This window comes from Halomonas sp. EF61 (assembly GCF_040147045.1).
In the GTDB taxonomy this organism is placed as follows: Bacteria; Pseudomonadota; Gammaproteobacteria; order Pseudomonadales; family Halomonadaceae; genus Halomonas; species Halomonas litopenaei.
Genome location: NZ_JAMSHM010000002.1, coordinates 33,450 through 51,888 on the forward strand (window position 1 = coordinate 33,450; position 18,439 = coordinate 51,888).

General features: G+C 65.5%; 17 protein-coding genes. 3 read left to right on the forward strand and 14 right to left on the reverse strand.

Annotated features, from left to right (window positions below; genetic code table 11):
- Positions 1-29: 29 nt before the first annotated feature.
- The 12 genes from acpS to rpoE all read right to left on the reverse strand — a co-directional run bounded on the left by acpS (position 30) and on the right by rpoE (position 11,878).
- A complete protein-coding gene (acpS, locus tag NFI08_RS09175; RefSeq protein WP_108132704.1) occupies positions 30-410 on the reverse strand; it encodes a holo-ACP synthase in 381 nt (126 codons plus the stop codon).
- Between the two features lie 84 nt (positions 411-494).
- Positions 495-1,298, reverse strand: coding sequence for a pyridoxine 5'-phosphate synthase (pdxJ, locus tag NFI08_RS09180; protein ID WP_108132703.1), 804 nt, complete (start codon positions 1,296-1,298; stop codon positions 495-497).
- 384 nt (positions 1,299-1,682) lie between these two features.
- Positions 1,683-2,381: a DNA repair protein RecO gene (gene recO, locus NFI08_RS09185; protein WP_286984908.1), complete on the reverse strand. Its 699-nt coding sequence runs from the start codon at positions 2,379-2,381 to the stop codon at positions 1,683-1,685.
- A gap of 79 nt (positions 2,382-2,460) precedes the next feature.
- Positions 2,461-3,360, reverse strand: a complete 900-nt coding sequence (gene era / locus NFI08_RS09190; protein ID WP_045993485.1) for a GTPase Era — start codon at positions 3,358-3,360, stop codon at positions 2,461-2,463.
- A complete protein-coding gene (gene rnc, locus NFI08_RS09195; RefSeq protein ID WP_045993484.1) occupies positions 3,357-4,046 on the reverse strand; it encodes a ribonuclease III in 690 nt (229 codons plus the stop codon). The genes era and rnc overlap by 4 nt, the downstream gene beginning before the upstream one ends.
- A 57-nt stretch (positions 4,047-4,103) precedes the next feature.
- Positions 4,104-4,907, reverse strand: coding sequence for a signal peptidase I (gene lepB, locus NFI08_RS09200; protein WP_045993483.1), 804 nt, complete (start codon positions 4,905-4,907; stop codon positions 4,104-4,106).
- A gap of 93 nt (positions 4,908-5,000) precedes the next feature.
- Positions 5,001-6,818 (reverse strand): translation elongation factor 4, encoded by a 1,818-nt coding sequence (gene lepA / locus NFI08_RS09205; RefSeq protein WP_286984907.1) that lies wholly within the window; start codon positions 6,816-6,818, stop codon positions 5,001-5,003.
- Positions 6,819-7,024: 206 nt separating this feature from the next.
- Positions 7,025-8,446 carry a DegQ family serine endoprotease gene (locus NFI08_RS09210; protein WP_222516985.1) on the reverse strand — a complete coding sequence of 474 codons (1,422 nt, stop codon included), beginning with the start codon at positions 8,444-8,446 and terminating at the stop codon, positions 7,025-7,027.
- A gap of 195 nt (positions 8,447-8,641) precedes the next feature.
- Positions 8,642-9,067 carry a SoxR reducing system RseC family protein gene (locus NFI08_RS09215; protein ID WP_349588879.1) on the reverse strand — a complete coding sequence of 142 codons (426 nt, stop codon included), beginning with the start codon at positions 9,065-9,067 and terminating at the stop codon, positions 8,642-8,644.
- Entirely contained in the window at positions 9,064-10,167 is a 1,104-nt protein-coding gene (locus NFI08_RS09220) for a MucB/RseB C-terminal domain-containing protein (RefSeq protein WP_162816352.1), read from the reverse strand. Before NFI08_RS09220 ends, NFI08_RS09215 begins: the two co-directional genes overlap by 4 nt.
- 91 nt (positions 10,168-10,258) lie before the next feature.
- Positions 10,259-10,999 (reverse strand): sigma-E factor negative regulatory protein, encoded by a 741-nt coding sequence (locus NFI08_RS09225; RefSeq protein WP_253029485.1) that lies wholly within the window; start codon positions 10,997-10,999, stop codon positions 10,259-10,261.
- Positions 11,000-11,275: 276 nt separating this feature from the next.
- Positions 11,276-11,878 (reverse strand): RNA polymerase sigma factor RpoE, encoded by a 603-nt coding sequence (gene rpoE / locus NFI08_RS09230; protein WP_045993478.1) that lies wholly within the window; start codon positions 11,876-11,878, stop codon positions 11,276-11,278.
- A 301-nt stretch (positions 11,879-12,179) separates the two neighbouring features.
- Between rpoE and NFI08_RS09235 the strand changes: the two genes are divergently transcribed.
- The gene (locus NFI08_RS09235) at positions 12,180-13,253 is read left to right on the forward strand and encodes a 3-deoxy-7-phosphoheptulonate synthase (protein WP_045993477.1); all 1,074 of its coding nucleotides are present in this window, start codon (positions 12,180-12,182) and stop codon (positions 13,251-13,253) included.
- 181 nt (positions 13,254-13,434) lie between these two features.
- Here the strand turns inward: NFI08_RS09235 and dinG are convergent, their stop codons facing one another.
- Positions 13,435-15,582, reverse strand: coding sequence for an ATP-dependent DNA helicase DinG (dinG, locus tag NFI08_RS09240; RefSeq protein WP_108447691.1), 2,148 nt, complete (start codon positions 15,580-15,582; stop codon positions 13,435-13,437).
- Between the two features lie 102 nt (positions 15,583-15,684).
- Complete coding sequence (gene rhlB / locus NFI08_RS09245; protein ID WP_124804378.1) at positions 15,685-16,959, reverse strand: ATP-dependent RNA helicase RhlB; 1,275 nt, start codon at positions 16,957-16,959, stop codon at positions 15,685-15,687.
- A 214-nt stretch (positions 16,960-17,173) separates the two neighbouring features.
- On the opposite strand from rhlB, the gene NFI08_RS09250 reads away from it, so the two are divergent.
- Both NFI08_RS09250 and xthA read left to right on the forward strand, forming a co-directional pair.
- Positions 17,174-17,437, forward strand: coding sequence for a hypothetical protein (locus NFI08_RS09250; protein ID WP_045993474.1), 264 nt, complete (start codon positions 17,174-17,176; stop codon positions 17,435-17,437).
- Entirely contained in the window at positions 17,437-18,252 is an 816-nt protein-coding gene (xthA, locus tag NFI08_RS09255; protein WP_349588886.1) for an exodeoxyribonuclease III, read from the forward strand. Before NFI08_RS09250 ends, xthA begins: the two co-directional genes overlap by 1 nt.
- The last annotated feature ends 187 nt before the right edge of the window (positions 18,253-18,439 follow it).

The following is an 18,439-nucleotide window of genomic DNA, read 5'->3' on the forward strand; positions in this document are numbered from 1 at the left end:
CCGACGCGGGCAACTATCGCTCGCAACTATCAACGCCTTTCGAGCACCACGAAGGCCAGTGCCACATCGCTCTCGTCGCTGAGACTCAGGTGACAGGCGCCGACGCCCGCCTGGTCGGCCAGACGTAGCGCTTCCCCCGAGACCACCAGCTCCGGCCGCCCCAGGGGATCATTGACCACCTGTATCTCGGTCCAGCGCATGCCATGGCGAAGACCGGTGCCCAGTGCCTTGAGCCAGGCCTCCTTGGCGGCGAAGCGCTTGGCCAGAAAGGCCGAAGGCCGTGGCGCCTCGGTGTAGCGCTCGGCTTCCAGCGGCCCCAGGATGCGCTCGGCGAAGCGCGCGCCATGGCGCGCAATGGCCGCATCGAAGCGTTCGATCCGCGCGATATCGGTGCCGATGCCGAGGATCATGCCAGGGCTCCGACAGACCCGGTATTCCCGGGCAAGGTCCCGACTGACAGGCCTCCTCGAGCCGGCGCTGACATCGGCGACACTTCAGTGCTGATGGTCGTGCTCATGCTCGTGCTCTTGCTCAAATTCGTCGATGGCCGCGACCAGCCCCGCCTCGTAGCCGGCCAGCATCAGTCGCTTCATCTCCGCCACCGCCTCCTTGAGGCCGACGAACAGCGCCCGGGCGATGATGGCGTGACCGATATTGAGCTCGTTGAGGCCGGGGATGGCGGCGATGGCCTCGACGTTGTGGTAGTGCAGGCCGTGACCGGCGTTGACGATCAGATCGAGCTCGACGCCCATTTCGGCGGCGGCCACGATGCGCTGGTACTCGCGAGCCCGATCGCTGTCGTTATCGGCCTCGGCGAAGGCGCCGGTGTGCAGCTCGATGGCCGGAGCACCGGCGCGCCTGGCGCTGGCGATCTGATCCGGATCGGGATCGATGAACAACGATACCTCTGCCCCCACGGCGGCCAGTCGGCGACAGGCGGCTTCGATGGCGTCGAACTGGCCGACCACGTCCAGGCCACCTTCGGTGGTCAGCTCCTCGCGCTTCTCCGGCACCAGACAGACGTGGGCCGGACGTACCTCTTCGGCCAGCGCCAGCATCTCCTCGGTCACGGCCATCTCGAGATTCATGCGGGTGTTGAGAACCTCGGCCAGCAGGCGCACGTCGCGTTCCTGGATATGACGGCGGTCCTCCCGCAGATGGACGGTGATGCCATCGGCGCCGGCTTCTTCGGCGACCAGGGCCGCCTGAATCGGGTCGGGATAGCGGGTACCGCGGGCCTGGCGCAGGGTCGCGATATGGTCGATGTTGACGCCGAGCAGCAGTCGAGGGGGATGCATCAGGGTTCTCCGTCATGGGGATGAAAGACGAGCCCTATGGTAGCACCGCCGACAGGCCGGCGGTCACCCGCGGCCAGGCGATATCAGCGCGCTGAAGCGTCAGAGCGACTGGCGGCGACGCTCGGCCATGGCGACCATCAGCGCACGGGAGCGCAGAGGACGGTCGCCCAGCAGCGGTGCCAGGGCGACAAGGGTCAGCGCGCCTGGCGGCGACGCTCGGCCATGGCGACCATCAGCGCACGGGAGCGCAGCGGACGGTCGCCCAGCAGCGGCGCCAGGGCGACAAGGGTCAGCGCGCCTGGCGGCGCCGCTCGGCCATGGCAACCATCAGCGCACGGGAGCGCAGCGGCCGGTCGCCCAGCAGCGGCGCCAGGGCGACAAGGGTCAGCGCGCCTGGCGGCGCCGCTCAGCCATGGCAACCATCAGCGCACGGGAGCGCAGCGGCCGGTCGCCCAGCAGCGGCGCCAGGGCCGCACGCGATAGCGCCTTGGCCGGCCCGGCGAGCCCGGCCTCGCCCCAGTCGGCCCCGGCCAGCAGACGCAGGGTGCGCCCGTCGATGCCGCGCTCTGCGACGACAAAGGCCCGGCTGCCGGGCTCGAAGCGGTAGCGCCGCTGGGGATCCAGGCCGCCACCGTCGGGCGTGGTGAAACGCGGTGCGGCGTCCAGCGCATCGAGTAGCGCAAATTCGAGCCGACGCAGGGCCGCAGCGCGAGAGACCGGCGTCGCCAACTCGTCCAGCGCCGAGGTGTAGAAGGCAAACACCTGCCCCACCGGCAACTCCACCGGCAGCAGGCGGGTCAGCAATTCGTTGGCGTAGAGACCGCACAGCAGCCCCTCGCCGGCGAGCATTGCCGCCGGGCCACGGGACTCGATCAATCGCAGCCGCTTGAGCTCGCGATCGCCCTGCCAGGTCAGGTGCAGGGGCGCGAACGGCTGCATCTGACTGCGCGCGCGACTACCGGGACGCTGCACGCCCTGGGCCACGGCGCGCACACGACCGTGGTCCAGAGTCAGCAGTTCGACCAATGCACTGGTCTCGCGGTAGGGACGCTTGTGGAGCAGAAAGGCGGGCTGGGGCTGCATGGGGATCCCGACGTCGGGGCAACAGGATCACAACAGGACCATCGTCGTCGATGATCCTGCCGGGGCGCGGGGGAACGGCTCAGTCGAGGTCGTAGCCGAGGCTCTTGAGGGCGCGTTCGTCGTCGGACCAGCCACGCTTGACCTTGACCCACAGGTTGAGCATGACCTTCTTGTCCAGCGCCCGCTCCATATCCAGGCGTGCCTCACGGCCGATCTTCTTGATGCGATCGCCGCTGTCGCCGATCAGGATCTTCTTCTGGCCCTGACGCTCGACCAGGATCAGCGCGCTGATGTGCACCACCCGGGCCTCGTCACGAAACTCCTCGATCTCGACGGTCATCTGATAAGGCAGCTCGTCGCCGAGCTGGCGCATGACCTTCTCGCGTACCATTTCGGCAGCCAGAAAACGCATGCTCTTGTCGGTGACCTGATCTTCCGGGAAGAAGTGGATCCCCTCGGGCAGGTGCTTGTCGATCTCGGCCTCGAGCTCCGGCACATTGGTGCCGTGCTGGGCGGCGATCGGCACCACCGCGGCGAACTCACGCTTGTTGCCGAGCTCAGCCAACCACGGCAGCAGGGTGGCCTTGTCCTGCAGGCGGTCCACCTTGTTGACCGCCAGGATCACCGGCGCCTCGACGTTGGCCAGGCGGTCCAGCACGATCTGGTCTTCCTCGGTCCAGCGGGTGCGGTCGACCAGAAAGACCACACAGTCCACGTCCCGCAGGGCCTGCACCGCCGCCTGGTTCATGAAGCGGTTGATCGCCTTGTTGCGGTCCTTGCCGAGGATATGGATACCCGGGGTGTCGACGAAGATGGCCTGAGCGTCGCCTTCGGTCTTGATCCCCAGCACCTGGTGGCGGGTGGTCTGCGGCCGCCGCGAGGTGATCGAGATCTTCTGTCCGAGAATACGGTTCATCAGGGTGGACTTGCCGACGTTGGGACGGCCGACAATGGCCACGAATCCACAGGTCTGACTCATGCGCTGACTCCCTTGGGATCGAGGCGTTGCAGGGCGCTTTCGGCGGCCATCTGTTCGGCGTGGCGGCGGCTGGCGCCGGTGCCGACGGTGTGTTCGTCGAGCATCTCGACGTGGCACTCCACGGTAAAGGTCTGGGCGTGGGCCTCGCCTTCCACCGAGGTCACCTCGTAGCGAGGCAGCGGTGCCTGACGGGACTGCAGAAACTCCTGCAGGCGGGTCTTGGGGTCCTTCTGGGACTGCTTGAGGTCGATGCGCGCCAGGCGCTCCTCGAACCAGGCCAGCACCCGCGTGCGTACCGCGTCCATGCCGGCGTCCAGGTAGATGGCACCGATCACCGCCTCGACGGCGTCGGCGAGGATAGATTCACGCCGATGGCCGCCACTTTTCATCTCGCCGGAACCCAGGCGCAGGCATTCGCCAAAGCGCATTTCCCGGGCCAGCTCCGCCAGGGTCTGGCCCTTGACCAGGCGCGCCCTCAGGCGCGAAAGCTGGCCTTCACGGGCCTCGGGAAAGCGCTCGAACAGCGCCTCGGCGATGACAAAGTTGACGATCGAGTCACCCAGAAACTCGAGGCGTTCGTTGTTGCGCCCACCGAAGCTGCGGTGGGTCATGGCCAGTTCCAATAGACTCGCGTCCTGGAATTCATGGCCGATGCGGCGACTGAAGGGGGTCAGGGAATTGCTCACGACGCTCCTGTTAACTCTTTGTGCTGACGATGGAAGAACCAAGCGGCGTTGAAGCGATCACGGGATCGTCCTCACGCTGGAAAAGCTCGGCAGTCCACCGTCCCAATGCATCCATACCGCGAAGGCCTTGCCGACGATGTTGGCTTCCGGGATAAAGCCCCAGTAGCGGCTGTCATTGGAGTGGTCCCGGTTATCGCCCATGGCGAAGTACATGCCCTCGGGCACCACGACGTCGTGGACCAGCGGGCCGCGATCGCGGGGATTATTGTAGATCTGATGCTGATGTTCGCCCAATTGCTCGGAGAACAGCAGCTCACCTGGCGCGCTCTCCGGAGCGTCGTCGAGCAGCGTCTTGGGCACTGGCTCGCCGTTGACGTAAAGCTGCTTGTCGACGTAGCGCAGGGTATCGCCGGGCAGCGCCACCACGCGCTTGATGAAATTCACCGCCGGGTCCTGGGGATAGCGGAAGACCATGACGTCACCCCGCTCCGGCTCGTTCAGATCGAGGATCTTGGTGTTGGCCACCGGCAACCTCAGGCCATAGGTGAACTTGTTGACCAGAATGAAATCCCCGACCTCCAGCGTCGGACGCATGGAGCCTGACGGAATCTGAAACGGCTCCACCACGAAGCTTCTGAGCACCAGCACCACCAGCAGCACCGGAAAGAACGACTTGGCGTAGTCGACCGGCCAGGGGTCCTTGCGCGAAAGCTCCCGAGCGGACAGATCCACGCCTTCGGTGGTGCCGGTTTCGGCAGCTGCGGTGACGGCTTGACGCCGGGGGCGCCACCAGACCAGGTCGAGCAGCCAGATCAGACCGGTGACGGCGACCGCGATCACCAGCAGCAGGGAGAAGTCCATATCAGTGTTTCCAGGTGGCTTGTAAGTCGGTATCTGAGGGAGGGGCAAGCCGTCCCGGCGTCAGACCGGGACGGATCGACCGCCGCTGGGGCATCAGTCGTTCACCTTGAGCACGGCGAGGAAGGCGTCCTGAGGGATCTCCACGCGACCGACCTGCTTCATGCGCTTCTTGCCGGCCTTCTGCTTCTCGAGCAGCTTCTTCTTGCGGGTCATGTCGCCGCCGTAGCATTTGGCGGTCACGTTCTTGCGCAGCGCCTTGACCGTGGAACGGGCCACGACCTGCCCACCGATGGCGGCCTGGATCGCCACGTCGAACATCTGACGCGGGATCAGCTCTTTCATCTTCTCGACCAGCACACGACCACGGCTGTGGGCGTGATCGCGATGGATGATCACCGCCAGGGCATCGACCCGGTCGCCGTTGATCAGCACGTCGAGGCGTACCAGCTTGGCCGCCTCGAAGCGCTCGAAGTTGTACTCGAGCGAAGCATAGCCCTTGGAGATGGACTTGAGCCGGTCGAAGAAGTCCATGACGACTTCGCTCATCGGCAATTCGTAGGTCAGCTGGATCTGGCTACCCAGGAACAGCATGTCCTTCTGGGTGCCGCGACGCAGCTCGCACTCGCTGATGACGTTGCCGACGAATTCCTGGGGCACCAGGATGCTGGCGCGCACGATGGGCTCGCGCATCTCCTCGACGTCGGCCATGTCCGGAAGCTTGGACGGGTTGGAGACGTAGCTGACGTCACCGTTCTTCATGCCCAGTTCGTAGACCACCGTCGGCGCGGTGGTCAACAGGTCCAGGTCGTACTCGCGTTCCAGACGCTCCTGCACGATCTCCATGTGCAGGGTGCCGAGGAAGCCGACGCGGAAACCGAAGCCCAGGGCGTCGGAGTTTTCCGGCTCGTAGTCCAGCGAAGCGTCGTTGAGCGCCAGCTTCTCGAGCGCGTCGCGGAAGTCTTCGTAGTCGTCGGCGCTGACCGGGAACATGCCAGCGTAGACCTGGGGCTTGACCTTCTGGAAGCCCGGCAGGCGCTTGACGTCCGGCGTCTTGGCGTGGGAGATGGTATCCCCCACCGGAGCCCCCTGAATGTCCTTGATACCGGCCACCACGAAGCCCACTTCACCGGCGCGCAGGATGTCGGTCTCCTTGCGCAGCGGGGTGAAGATGCCGACCTCGTTGGCCTGCCAGTCACGTCCGGTGGACAGGATGCGAATCTTGTCGCCCTTCTTGAGCACGCCGTCGAAGATCCGTACCAGCGATACCACGCCCAGGTAGTTGTCGAACCAGGAGTCGATGATCAGCGCCTGCAGCGGCTTTTCGGGGTCGCCCTTGGGCGGCGGAATATCGCGCACCAGCCGCTCGAGCAGCGCATCGATGCCCAGACCACTCTTGGCCGACACCTGACAGGCGTCGGTGGCGTCGAGACCGATGATCTCCTCGACCTCGTGGGCGACCTTGTCGGGGTCGGCCTGGGGCAGGTCCATCTTGTTGAGCACCGGCAACACTTCTAGCCCCTGCTCGATGGCGGTGTAGCAGTTGGCCACCGACTGGGCCTCGACACCCTGGGCGGCGTCGACGACCAGCAGTGCGCCCTCGCAGGCATACAGCGAGCGCGACACCTCGTAGGAGAAGTCGACGTGCCCCGGGGTATCGATGAAGTTGAGCTGGTAGGTCTCACCATCGTTGGCGTGGTAGTCCAGCGTCACCGACTGGGCCTTGATGGTGATGCCGCGCTCGCGTTCCAGATCCATGGAGTCCAGCACCTGATCCTTGAGCTCGCGCTCTGACAGGCCACCGCAACTCTGGATCAGGCGATCGGCCAGGGTGGACTTGCCATGGTCGATGTGAGCGATGATCGAGAAGTTACGTATATTATTGATTACCTTGCGGTTATCAGGATCAGACATGCAGGATGATTCCATCTTGAGAACGCACCGGACAGCGACAGGCTCGCCCTGCCCCGATGACGCGGAAAAAAAAGTTGGCGCTATTGTACCGGCATCCCCTGCCCCGCGCATCCCAAGCCGTTGCGGCGGCTCGATTCGATATCACAGGACGACAACGCCCGAGGGCCATGGCGGCCCTCGGGCGTCGTCGGTCAGCGGGACGCGCCTCAGTCGTCGGCCAGTCGCAGCGCCACGAACAGCGAGCGACCGTCACGGTACAGACGGACCGGCACCGCCTGATCGGCAGGCAGCTCACGCACCAGCTGGCTAAGCTGGCGACCGCTTTCCACCGCGACCTGGTTGACGCTGACGATGATATCGCCACGCCGGATACCGGAAGCCGCCGCCACGCCACGCGGATCGACGTCGCTGACCCGCACGCCGGCGTCGATGCCGTACTTGTCACGCTCGGCGTCGGACAGCGACTGCACCGCCAGACCCAGGCGTGCCGGCGACGCGCTGCCGGACGACTGACCGCTGCCACCGGCCAGTTCCTCGGGCCAGTCGCCAACGGTGACGCTGAGGGTCTTGCGATCCCCGGCGCGCAGCACGGTCAACTCGACCTCGCTGTCCGGGGCGACACGGCCGATCAACCGCGGCAGGTTGCTGGAGCGCTCCACCGTCTCGCCATTGACCGCGAGCACGATGTCACCGGCCTGGACGCCGTCACGCGCCGCAGGTCCGTCGGGATCGACGTCGGCGATCAGGGCACCCTCGGGGCGGTCCATGCCGAACGACTCGGCCAGGTCCTTGGACACCGGCTGAATCATCACACCGAGCCAGCCCCGGGTGACGTGACCTTCGCTTCGCAACTGGTCGGCGATGTCCATGGCGACATTGATCGGAATGGCGAAGGACAGCCCCATGAAGCCACCGCTACGGGTGAATATCTGGGAGTTGATGCCGATCACCTCGCCGTCGAGGTTGAACAGCGGTCCACCGGAGTTACCCGGGTTGATCGCCACGTCGGTCTGGATGAAGGGTACATAGGCGTCACGCGGCAGGGTGCGGTTGATCGCCGAGATGATACCGGCGGTGACCGAGTGATCGAAGCCGAACGGCGAACCGATGGCGGCCACCCACTCCCCCACCTTGAGATCGTCGGAGTCACCCAGGGATAGCGTCGGCAGATCGCTGGCATCGACCTTCAGTACCGCCACGTCGGTCTTCTCGTCGGCCCCGACCAGCTCGGCCTTGAGGTCACGACGGTCATTGAGGCGCACCATGATCTCGTCGGCGCCCTCCACCACGTGGGCGTTGGTCATGATGTAGCCGTCGGCGTCGATGACGAAGCCGGAGCCCAACGACTGACGCTCCTCGGTGCGACCACCGCCTCCGCCGGGCGGCACCGGGAAGCGATCACCGAAGAAATGACGGAAGATGTCGGGGATTTCCTGGCCACCGAAATCGCCGAAGGGCGTGGAATAGCCCTCGGTGACCCGGGTCGTCGAGATGTTGACCACGCCGGGGGCGGCCTCTTCGACCAGTTCGGTGAAATCAGGAAGATCCCTGGCCAGGCTGGATTGGGCGACAACCATTCCCACTACCAGCGTCATCCACATGGACAGGGTGCGAGTCATTGGCTTCATGCAAGGCTCCTGCGTAAGACTCAGATAGGACTCAGAGTGCATCGAACGCAACCTCGAGGGTCGCTTCTTGTAGTACCGTCACGCCGCCAAAAGGTTCAGTCATTAGCGGGCAAAATAACGCGACAAGGGCCCGCAAAGTGCTCGGGCACAGGGCTATCACAACAGGGCTATCACAACAGAGCTATCACAACGGGGCTACGGCACCAAGGTGGGCCGATACGCCTCGGCGCGGCGGCGCAGATGCCGGCGCAGCACCACGCCGCCGAGGGCCAGGCCCGCGATAAACACCAGCGGCAGCGACCAGTGATCCGGCGACTGTGCGTTGGCGGCAAGGGTCGCCCCCAGCGCCAGCCATAGCGGCAGGCCGTAGACCAGCACGCTGGCGCGCACCAGGCTCGTCCGGGACAGGGCCAGGGTCACCGTCTGCCCGATGACGGGACGCTGCTCGGTATCGATCTCGAGCTCACGCCGATCGTCGCTCCCGCGCAGCAGCCAACGCGCCCCGCAGCCGCCCCGAGCAGCGCAGCGCCCGCAGCCGCCGGTTGCCGCCAGCGCTACCCTGACCCCTGCGGTCGTCCAGCCCACCACTCGCGCCTCTGCGGTCGCGCAGTCGGTGCTCATGACGACGCTTCCTGATGGACATTGCTCACCGCCTCAGGGCGCGCACCATCGCTAACACCCTGCGACTGCCCCTCGGCCAGTTCAAGGGTTTCGGCCACCTTGACCAGCACGCTGGGGGGTAATTCGCCTACCGCCACCACCTGAAGCAACTGGCCTTCACGCTGCACTCGGCGCACCGCGGCGTGACTGGCGCCCAGTCGATGGACACCCGGCCTTAGTACCCGTGATCCCGCTACCGGTTCGACGAACAGGCTGATGGTCGACAGGCCGTCGCTGTACAACTTGTGGCGGCGAGGCCCATCGCTGTCGGATGCCATCGCCATCAGCGGCTGGGCAACAAAGCCGCGAGGCAGCCAGCCTGCGCGCCAGTCGAGCCTGGCCGAGGACGGCGGCCGGCGCAGCTCCACCTTGCCGTCGTAGCGTTCCGGCGGCGTCATCGCCACCAATTGGAAGGTATCCAGCACCTGGCCCCGCTCGTCGATCAGGGTGCGCTTCAAGGGGATGGCGGTCTCGCGGTCGAGCCAGATGCGATAGCCGTAGCGCATGGCGTCAAGCGGCAACAGCTCCAGACGGATCGCGTGACGATTGGCGATTCTCTCCTCGCCGTCGAAGCGCAGCCGATAGAAGCGCGACAGGTGCTCGACCAGCGCCTGGGGAGAGGCCGGCGCCGCCCCCTGGCTATCACCGAGCTCGAAGCGAAAGGCGCCCCCCTCTCGCAGCAGCGAGCGACTGGGGCCATCGAGGAAGTGGAGGCGATCGCGCTCGACGCCCTGCTGGATGTCGCGGGCCACCGACAGCGTCACCACCTCTTCATCGACGATGCGAACGGCGCGCGCCTGATACTGGTAGCAATGGGAAGCCCAGACACTGCGCTCGAACCAGTCTCCCGGAGACTCGGGGGGTGACAAGGCGGTCAAGGCGCTGCAGTCGTAGACGCTCTGGATACTATTCGGGTCAGCTACCGAGTCAGCCGAGGCCTTGGCGTTCGCCGCTACGGCGTCGACACCAGGGTCGGCAACGGCCTGGGCGGGAAGAGAAAGACAGACAAGGGAAAGCGTCAGCCAGCCGGCCAACGCTGCAAGCGACCCCTGATGTGGCATAGAAATCATGTCCTGACAGGCACTGCTGAGAATGCGCTCGGCCCCTCAGGGCCGAGCAGATCATTGCTATCTCGATGCCAGATCGATCACCTCAACGGGCTTCCGCCGGGGTGCTGCGCAGCATCGGCATCCAGTTGTCGGCACTGCTGAAGGCCGCCCCCTGGGCATGACGATCGAGGTACGACTGCAACAACTGGGCCTGCGCCTGGTCACTGACCCGCGACTGCTGGGCAGATGGCGACAGCATCATCGGCGAGGCCACCTGGGCGCCGACGGTCATCAGGCCATTGCTGGAGCCTGTGCCGGACTGAAACATCGGCAGATCCATCAGCGAAGGCCGAGACGCCGCTACGCTGGCGAGCTCTGCACCTGGCACGGCGGACGCTGTCTGTGCTGCGCCGCTATTTACGCCGCCGCTTACGCCACCCGCAGCCCCGCTGCTGGCCACACCGGCACCGGAACCGTCGATGGAGCCATCGAAGGCGCCGTTGTAGAACTGAACCCCGCTGATCACCATCAACGAGACCGCCGCGGCAATACCGGCACCGCGTGCGAGCCCCATTCCGCCGCGTTTGGCGACCGCGCCGTCGGCGGCAGCCTCCATCTGCGGCGCAGGCTCATCCTCGAGGCGAGCCAGGATACCGGCGGACAGATCCACCGAGGGGTCACTATCGGTCTCGCGGCGCAGCGCGGCACGCATCAAATGGTAACGACGCCAGCTCTCGGCGCTGTCCTGGTCGCTCTCGAGCGACTTCAGCACTCGACGCAATTCCAGCTCGTCACCTTCATTGTCCATCAGGGCTGAAAGCGATTCCCGTGCGTTCAGACTCATTCTCCACACCTCATTTCGACGAAGCGTCGCGCCTCCAGCTCCATAGACCACCGGAGATGCGCCAGGTTCCGCCACCGATTCTCGGTTACTCGCCACCGGCTCGAGCGCCAGGTGACGACCGTCGTTGATTATTGCATCGGGCCGGTCACTGGGTAAGACGCCCAATCTGGCGAACAGTTCATCCCAATTTGAAAAAAATGGGGAATTCGGCAACAAAAGGGGTCGCCCTGCCTCACCCCTGCGCCCACGACCAGCTCGCAGGCTCGCGATAGCGAATCAGGAAAGTGACTCGGCGTTTCGCGAGGTCGTCATCAGCGGCTGAATATGTTGATCCACCGCCTCCCTGGCGCGAAAGATGCGCGAGCGCACGGTACCTACCGGGCACTGCATGATCTGGGCGATGTCTTCATAGGAAAGACCATCGAGTTCGCGCAGGGTGATGGCGGTGCGCAGGTCATCGGGAAGATTCTCGATCGCCTCGAATACCGCCGCCTCGAGCTGGTCCCTGGCGATGGACGCCTCCGGTGTCTCGATATCGGCCAGCCGGCCACTCATGTCGACGATCTCGGCGTCATTGATATCCAGATCGCTGCCCGGCGGACGACGCCCGCGGGACACCAGATGATTCTTGGCGGTGTTGATGGCGATGCGGTACATCCAGGTATAGAAGGCGCTCTCGGCGCGAAACTTGCCAAGCGCCCGGTAAGCCTTGATGAAGGCTTCCTGGGCCACGTCCTGCACCTCGGCATGGTCGCTGATATAGCGGCCGATCAGGCCCAGTATCTTGTGCTGGTACTTCTTGACCAGAAGGTCAAAGGCTCGGGTATCGCCCTTCTGCGCGCGCGCCACCAGCTGCTGGTCCGTTTCCTTGGGCGTCATGTCTCTCCTCCCCGACGATGTCGGGCTGACGACGCCGGACCCTCGGTCTGGCCCTTGGCAACAGGGTGCCACCTTTCGCCTGTCGGCGATGTATAGGTCATGGGTCTCGTCATGATAAAAGGCACAAGTGTTCCTGTTTCCTTGGCTCGCATCAAGCGTTCTCTGAGTGCATCTCTCGACGCCGCTCCGACATCGGGTGCGCGACAAGGTTCCCTCAGGCGATTGAATTTACCCCTCCCTCAAGGGATAGTAGAGCCACGCAGAAACGTCAGCGCTGACACGATACACACAGGTAGACCTCATGTCCGACAAGCAGGTGAACAACCTCAACGTCCTGGCCCAGGATGTTCTCGTCACTCCTGAGCAGTTGAAGCAGGAAATTCCTCTTTCTCCCGAGGCCGAGGCCACGGTGATCGAGGGCCGCAAGACCGTGCAGAACATCCTCGACGGCACCGATCCCAGGCTGCTGATGGTGGTGGGCCCCTGCTCGATCCACGATGTGGACGCCGCGCTGGACTACGCTCGTCGCCTGCGCCGCCTGGCCGACGAGGTGAAGGACAGCCTGTACATCGTGATGCGCGTCTACTTCGAGAAGCCGCGCACCACCGTGGGCTGGAAGGGCCTGATCAACGACCCCCACCTGAACGGCTCCTTCGAGATCGAGGAAGGCCTGCACATCGCCCGTCGCCTGCTGGTGGAGCTCTCCGAGCTGGGCCTGCCGCTGGCCACCGAGGCACTCGACCCGATCTCGCCCCAGTATCTGCAGGACTGCATCAGCTGGTCGGCCATCGGCGCCCGCACCACCGAGTCCCAGACCCACCGCGAGATGTCCTCCGGCCTGTCATGCCCGGTGGGCTTCAAGAACGGCACCGACGGCAGCCTCGACGTGGCCGTCAATGCGCTGCAGTCGGTCGCTCACCCGCACAACTTCCTGGGCATCGACCAGCAGGGCCAGGTGGCGATCATCCGCACCCGTGGCAACGCCTATGCTCACGTGGTGCTGCGCGGGGGTAACGGCAAGCCGAACTACGACAGCGTGAGCGTAGCGCTGGCCGAGCAGGAGCTGAAGAAGGCCGGGGTCAAGCCCAACATCATGATCGACTGCTCCCACGCCAACTCCAACAAGGACGCCGCCCTGCAGCCGCTGGTGCTCGACAACGTCACCCACCAGATTCTCGACGGCAACCGTTCGATCATCGGCCTGATGGTCGAGTCCAACATCGGCTGGGGCAACCAGAAGATCACCGAGGACCTGAGCGAAATGGCCTACGGCGTCTCCGTGACCGACGCCTGCATCGACTGGGACACCACCGTGGAGGCCTTCCGCAGCATGAACGAACGCCTGGCCCCGGAGCTGGCAAAGCGGGTGAATTGATTCGTCCCTGGTGCGGGACAAGGGGCTGAAAGGCCCCGACGCCAGGCGCCAGCGGCGCCATCATCCCCAGCGCCAGCGACGCCTGCAGAAGCAACGCCCACGACAGCAAGGAGCCCGCCAAGTTGGCGGGCTCCTTGTTTTTGGCCGGTGTATCACGCCTGCTCGCGAGGCGCGGCTTCCCTCAGCCGGCCTGGCTTACGCCGTCGATCTCGCGCACGAAGGGCGGTAATGCGTCGAGCAGCGCGCGGCCGTAGCGGCGAGTCAGCACGCGGCGATCCAGCAAGGTGATGCGGCCACGGTCGGCCTCCTTGCGGATCAACCGACCACAGGCCTGGACCAGCTTGATCGAGGCATCCGGCACGCTGATGCGCATGAACGGGTTGCCGCCCTGGCTCTCGATCCACTCCGCCAACGTCGCTCCCACCGGGTCGTCCGGCACGGCGAACGGCAGCCGCGTGATCACCACATGGGTCAGGTAGTCGCCGGGCAGGTCGATGCCCTCCGCGAAGCTCGCCAGACCGAACAGGATGCTGCCCTCGCCGGCGTCGATACGCTGGCGATGGCGGCTGACCAGCTCGCGCTTGGGCAGACGGTCCTGGGCCAGCACTCGCTCTCGACGCTCCCGCGACAGGGCCTTCTCCACCCCGCGCAGCTGGGCCCGGGACGAGAACAGCACCAGCACCGCTTCCTTGTCGTCGAGAGCCTCGACGAAGTCGACGATGGCCCGCTCGTGGCCGTCACGGTCGGCGGGGTCCACCGCCTCCCGGGGCACGCTGAGCACCGCTCGGGAATAGTCGAAGGGACTCGGCAGACGCTGGTAGCGATAGCGGTTGGCCAGCCCCGCCCTCTCCTGCAGGCGCTCGAAACGGCCCAGGGCGGTCAGGGTGGCCGAGGTCACCACAGCGCCGTGACAGCGCCCCCACAACGAACGCGCCAGGGTATGGGCGGCAGATACCGGGCTGGCCGAGAAGATCAGCTCGGGCTCGCCCTGGAAGCGCTCCAGGGTCAGCCAGCGTGCCCGCGGCGGCGCGTCCGCCGGATCGCCCTCGGCAAAGGCCTGCCACAGGGCGTGGGCCTCCAGCGCCCGGCCGTGCAGCAGCGCCAGCAGCGGCAGCCAGGCCTCGGCCTGCTCCCGGGCAAGGCCGGTGGATTTCTCCGGGTCCAGGCTCTCGCGCAGGATGTCGGTCATCGACTCGAGCAGACGGCAGAGCTCGGCGAAGGGCACCACCAGCGCCTCGGCCTGGGCCCGCAGGGCCTCGGGCACACGCCCCATCTCGAAGCGGTGCTGAGCACCGTCCTCGTCGTCGTTGAGCCCATGGGGCCGCTCGGCCAGCTGGTGGCCCAGCGCAAACACCTCGCCCAGGCGTGGCTCCAGCGCTTCCATCGCGGTGGGCAGTGCGCCCAGCAGTCGCGCCAGAGTCGGCTGCACGCCCAGGGCCGTATTCAGCTCGGTCAGCGAGCCCCTGAGGTTTCTCAGCCAGCGCAGCCCGCCGCCCACGCTGAAGCGATGGGTAAAGTGGGAGATCGCCTTGTCCGGCAGGTGGTGGCCCTCGTCGAAGACGTAGATACAGTCGGCAGGGTCGGGCAGCACCAGGCCGCCGCCGAGCGCCAGATCCGCCAGCACCAGATCATGGTTGGCGACGATGACGTCGGCCTGATCCAGGTCGCGCCGAGCACGAAAGAAGGCACAGGCACCGAAGTGCCCGCAGCGGCGATTGGTGCACTGGCGGTGATCCACCGTCAGTCGCCGCCAATGGCCGTCGTCAATGGCCTCGCCCCAGCTATCGCGATCCCCTTCCCAGCGACCGTTGCCGTAGGCGTCTCCCATGGCAGCCACCAGCGCCTTGAAGTCATCGCCGGTGGCGGCGTCCAGGCTCTGCTCGAACAGCGACAGGGTCGGGTTTTCCTCGGCGCCGTCCATGGCCGCGTCGAGCTTGGCCACGCACACGTAGCGCCCGCGCCCCTTGGCCAGGGCAAAGTCGAAGGACAATCCGCTGTGGGCCTTCAGCGACGGCAGGTCCTGGTGCAGTACCTGCTCCTGCAGCGCCACCGTGGCGGTGGCCAGCACCAGGCGCTTGCCGCGCGCCTTGGCCACCGGCAACGCCGCCAGCAGGTAGGCCAGGGTCTTGCCGGTACCTGTGCCCGCCTCCAGCACGCAGACGTGCTCGTCGCTCACCCGCTTGCCATCCTCGTCGGTCTCGATGCCGGCCAGGGTGCGGGAGATCTCGGCGATCATCAGTCGCTGGCCGTAGCGCGGGGTCAGCTCCAGCGCCTCCAGCACCCGACGATAGGCGCTTTGAATCTCGCTCTTGAGGGCGTCGTCTAGCATGGCGGGTCCACGACAATTGAGAAAAAGGACAGGGGGAAGAGACGCAAAGGGCCGGCGCTGGGCCGGCCCTGACTGCGTACAAGCGTCAAACGCCTGACGGGCTTACAGAAGCCCTTCCGGCGGATGCTCGCAGGGCAGCTTGTCGCCGATGAAGCGCTCGATTTCGGGCAGCGAGAAGGCGTCTTCTTCACCCACGAAGCTGATCGACACGCCCTTGGCGCCGGCACGGCCGGTGCGCCCGATGCGGTGGACGTAGTCCTCCGGATCCTCGGGCAGGGTGTAGTTGATCACGTGGCTGACGTCCTCGATATGGATGCCACGGCCGGCCACGTCGGTGGCCACCAGCACCTGAATCTCGCCCTCGCGGAACTGCTCCAGGGTGCGGATGCGCTGGTTCTGCGGCACATCGCCGGACAGCATGGCCACATTGATGTCGGCCTTCTTCAGCAGGTCCAGCAGCTTGCGCACCAGATCGCGGCGATTGCCGAACACCATCACCCGGTCGAACGACTCCTGCTGCAGCAGGTTGACCAGCAGTCGCTGCTTGTCTTCGTCGCCCACCATGTACACCCGCTGATCGATATCGGCGGCGTTATCCACGGTGACCGCGATCTCGACGTGGGCCGGCTGATGGGTCCACTGGCTGGCCAGGTTGAGGATGTCCTCGGTGAAGGTCGCGGAGAACAGGAAGGTCTGCCGCTCTTCGGTCTTCGGCGTGTAGCGGATGATGCGCTTGACGTCGGGAATGAAGCCCATCGACAGCATGCGATCGGCCTCGTCCAGCACCAGCACCTCGACCTGACCAAGGTCGATGTCTCGTTTCTGCTGGAAGTCCAGAAGGCGGCCCGGAGTGGCCACCAGGATATCGACGTTGCCGGCAAGCCCCTCGCGCTGCTTCTGGTAGTCCATGCCACCGACGACGCTGGTCACCTTGAGCGAGGTGAAGCGCGCCAGGGCCTTGGCGTCCTTCTCGATCTGCAAGGCAAGCTCGCGGGTCGGCGCCACGATCAGTGCGCGCGGCGTCCCCGGCTTCTGGCCATCCGGCACCTCCTCCTCGAGGAAGTAGGCCATCATGGAGATCAGGAAGGCGGCGGTCTTGCCGGTACCGGTCTGGGCCTTGCCCACCACGTCTCCACCCATCAGGGTGTGGGTGAGGGCCTCGGCCTGAATCGGCGTGCAGTACTCGAACCCGAGCGCATGGATGGCGCGCATCAGCGGCAGCGGCAGATCGAAGTCGTGGAACCGCCACTTGCCCGCCACGGCGGGCACCTGAAACTGGCGCAGATCCCAGTTGGACTGGCGGCGCCTCGGCTTGCGGCGACGACGCTTGGGCTTGCGGCTCTCGGCCGGTGCGGTGGTCTGTTCCGACTCGCTCATAGGCTGTGCTGTGTGTCCGTCTCGAAGAGAAGTTGAAGGAAAGCGGAAAGCGTCGAGGCAACGGCACAGGGCCCCCTCGAGTTTCCTCAAGCCGGGTATTGTACCAGCGTCTGGCCGTTTGGGCTTGCCCGATGCGCATCGAATCGTGTCTAGCGGCTGTCCTGGCGGCCCCGCACTGATAGAATGTGCCCATTGAATACAGGAGCCCCGCGTCATGACACGCCGCAAGAAGACCCGTTCCCTGGCCGACAAGGTGACCATCCGTACCGGTCGGCGCAAGGACTACAAGCAGTGGCGCCACGAAAATCCCGATGAGGTCACCTCATCACGGCGCTTCTCCGCCAAGAAGCGCCAGCAGCGCAAGGCCCAGGCCGCACGCCGGCTGGAGCGCATGCGCGCCGCCCCGTCGATCGAGATTCACCCCGAAGGCAAGGGGCCAGACAGCAGTAACAGCGACAGCAACAAGGGAGAGCAGTAATGCGCCTGGTGTGCTTCAACATCAACGGCATCCGCGCACGCCTGCACCAGCTCGAGGCGCTGATCGCCTCCCACCAGCCCGACCTGATCGGTTTGCAGGAAACCAAGGTCCAGGACAGTGAATTCCCCCGCGAGGCGGTGGAAGCCATGGGCTACCAGGTGCACTTCCATGGCCAGAAGGGTCACTACGGCGTCGCCATGCTGACCCGCGAGGCCCCGGAGGAGGTTCGCTATGGCTTTCCCGACGACGGTGAAGACGCCCAGCGCCGCATGATCGGCGTGCGTCTGCGCGCCGCCGACGGCGAGCCTGTATGGGTCTACAACGGCTATTTCCCCCAGGGCGAGAACATCGAGCACCCGACCAAGTTTCCCCACAAGCGCGCCTTCTACGCCCAGCTCCAGCGCCTGCTCGACGAGGACCACTCCCCCAGCGAACGCCTGGCGGTGATGGGCGACTTCAACATCTCGCCCGCCGACATCGATATCGGCATCGGCGAGGCCAACCGCAAGCGCTGGCTGCGCGAGGGCAAGACCAGCTTTCAGCCGATCGAGCGCGAATGGCTGGATGGCATCAAGGCCTGGGGCCTCGAGGACAGCTATCGCCGCCTCTACCCCGAGGTGGACGATCGTTTCAGCTGGTTCGACTATCGCTCGAAGGGCTTCGATCGCGAACCCAAGCGGGGCCTTCGCATCGACCATATCCTGACCACGGCACCGCTGTCCGAGCGCGTCACCGACGCCGGTATCGACTACGACCTGCGCGCCATGGAAAAGCCCTCGGACCACGCCCCGGTGTGGACCGAACTGGATCTTTAGCGCCGCCCTCCCCGTCTCGACACCCGAACAGCAACAAGGGCCGCCCACCGGCTGGCCCTTGTGTTCAAACCCGAGGCTTGAACCAGCGCCCTGAACCAGCACCAGCGGTCGCTTGATCCAAGGACCCTCGTTTGCTGATATCGCTGGTATCGTCTAATGCACCTCTCCTGATGCCCCTCCTGCACAA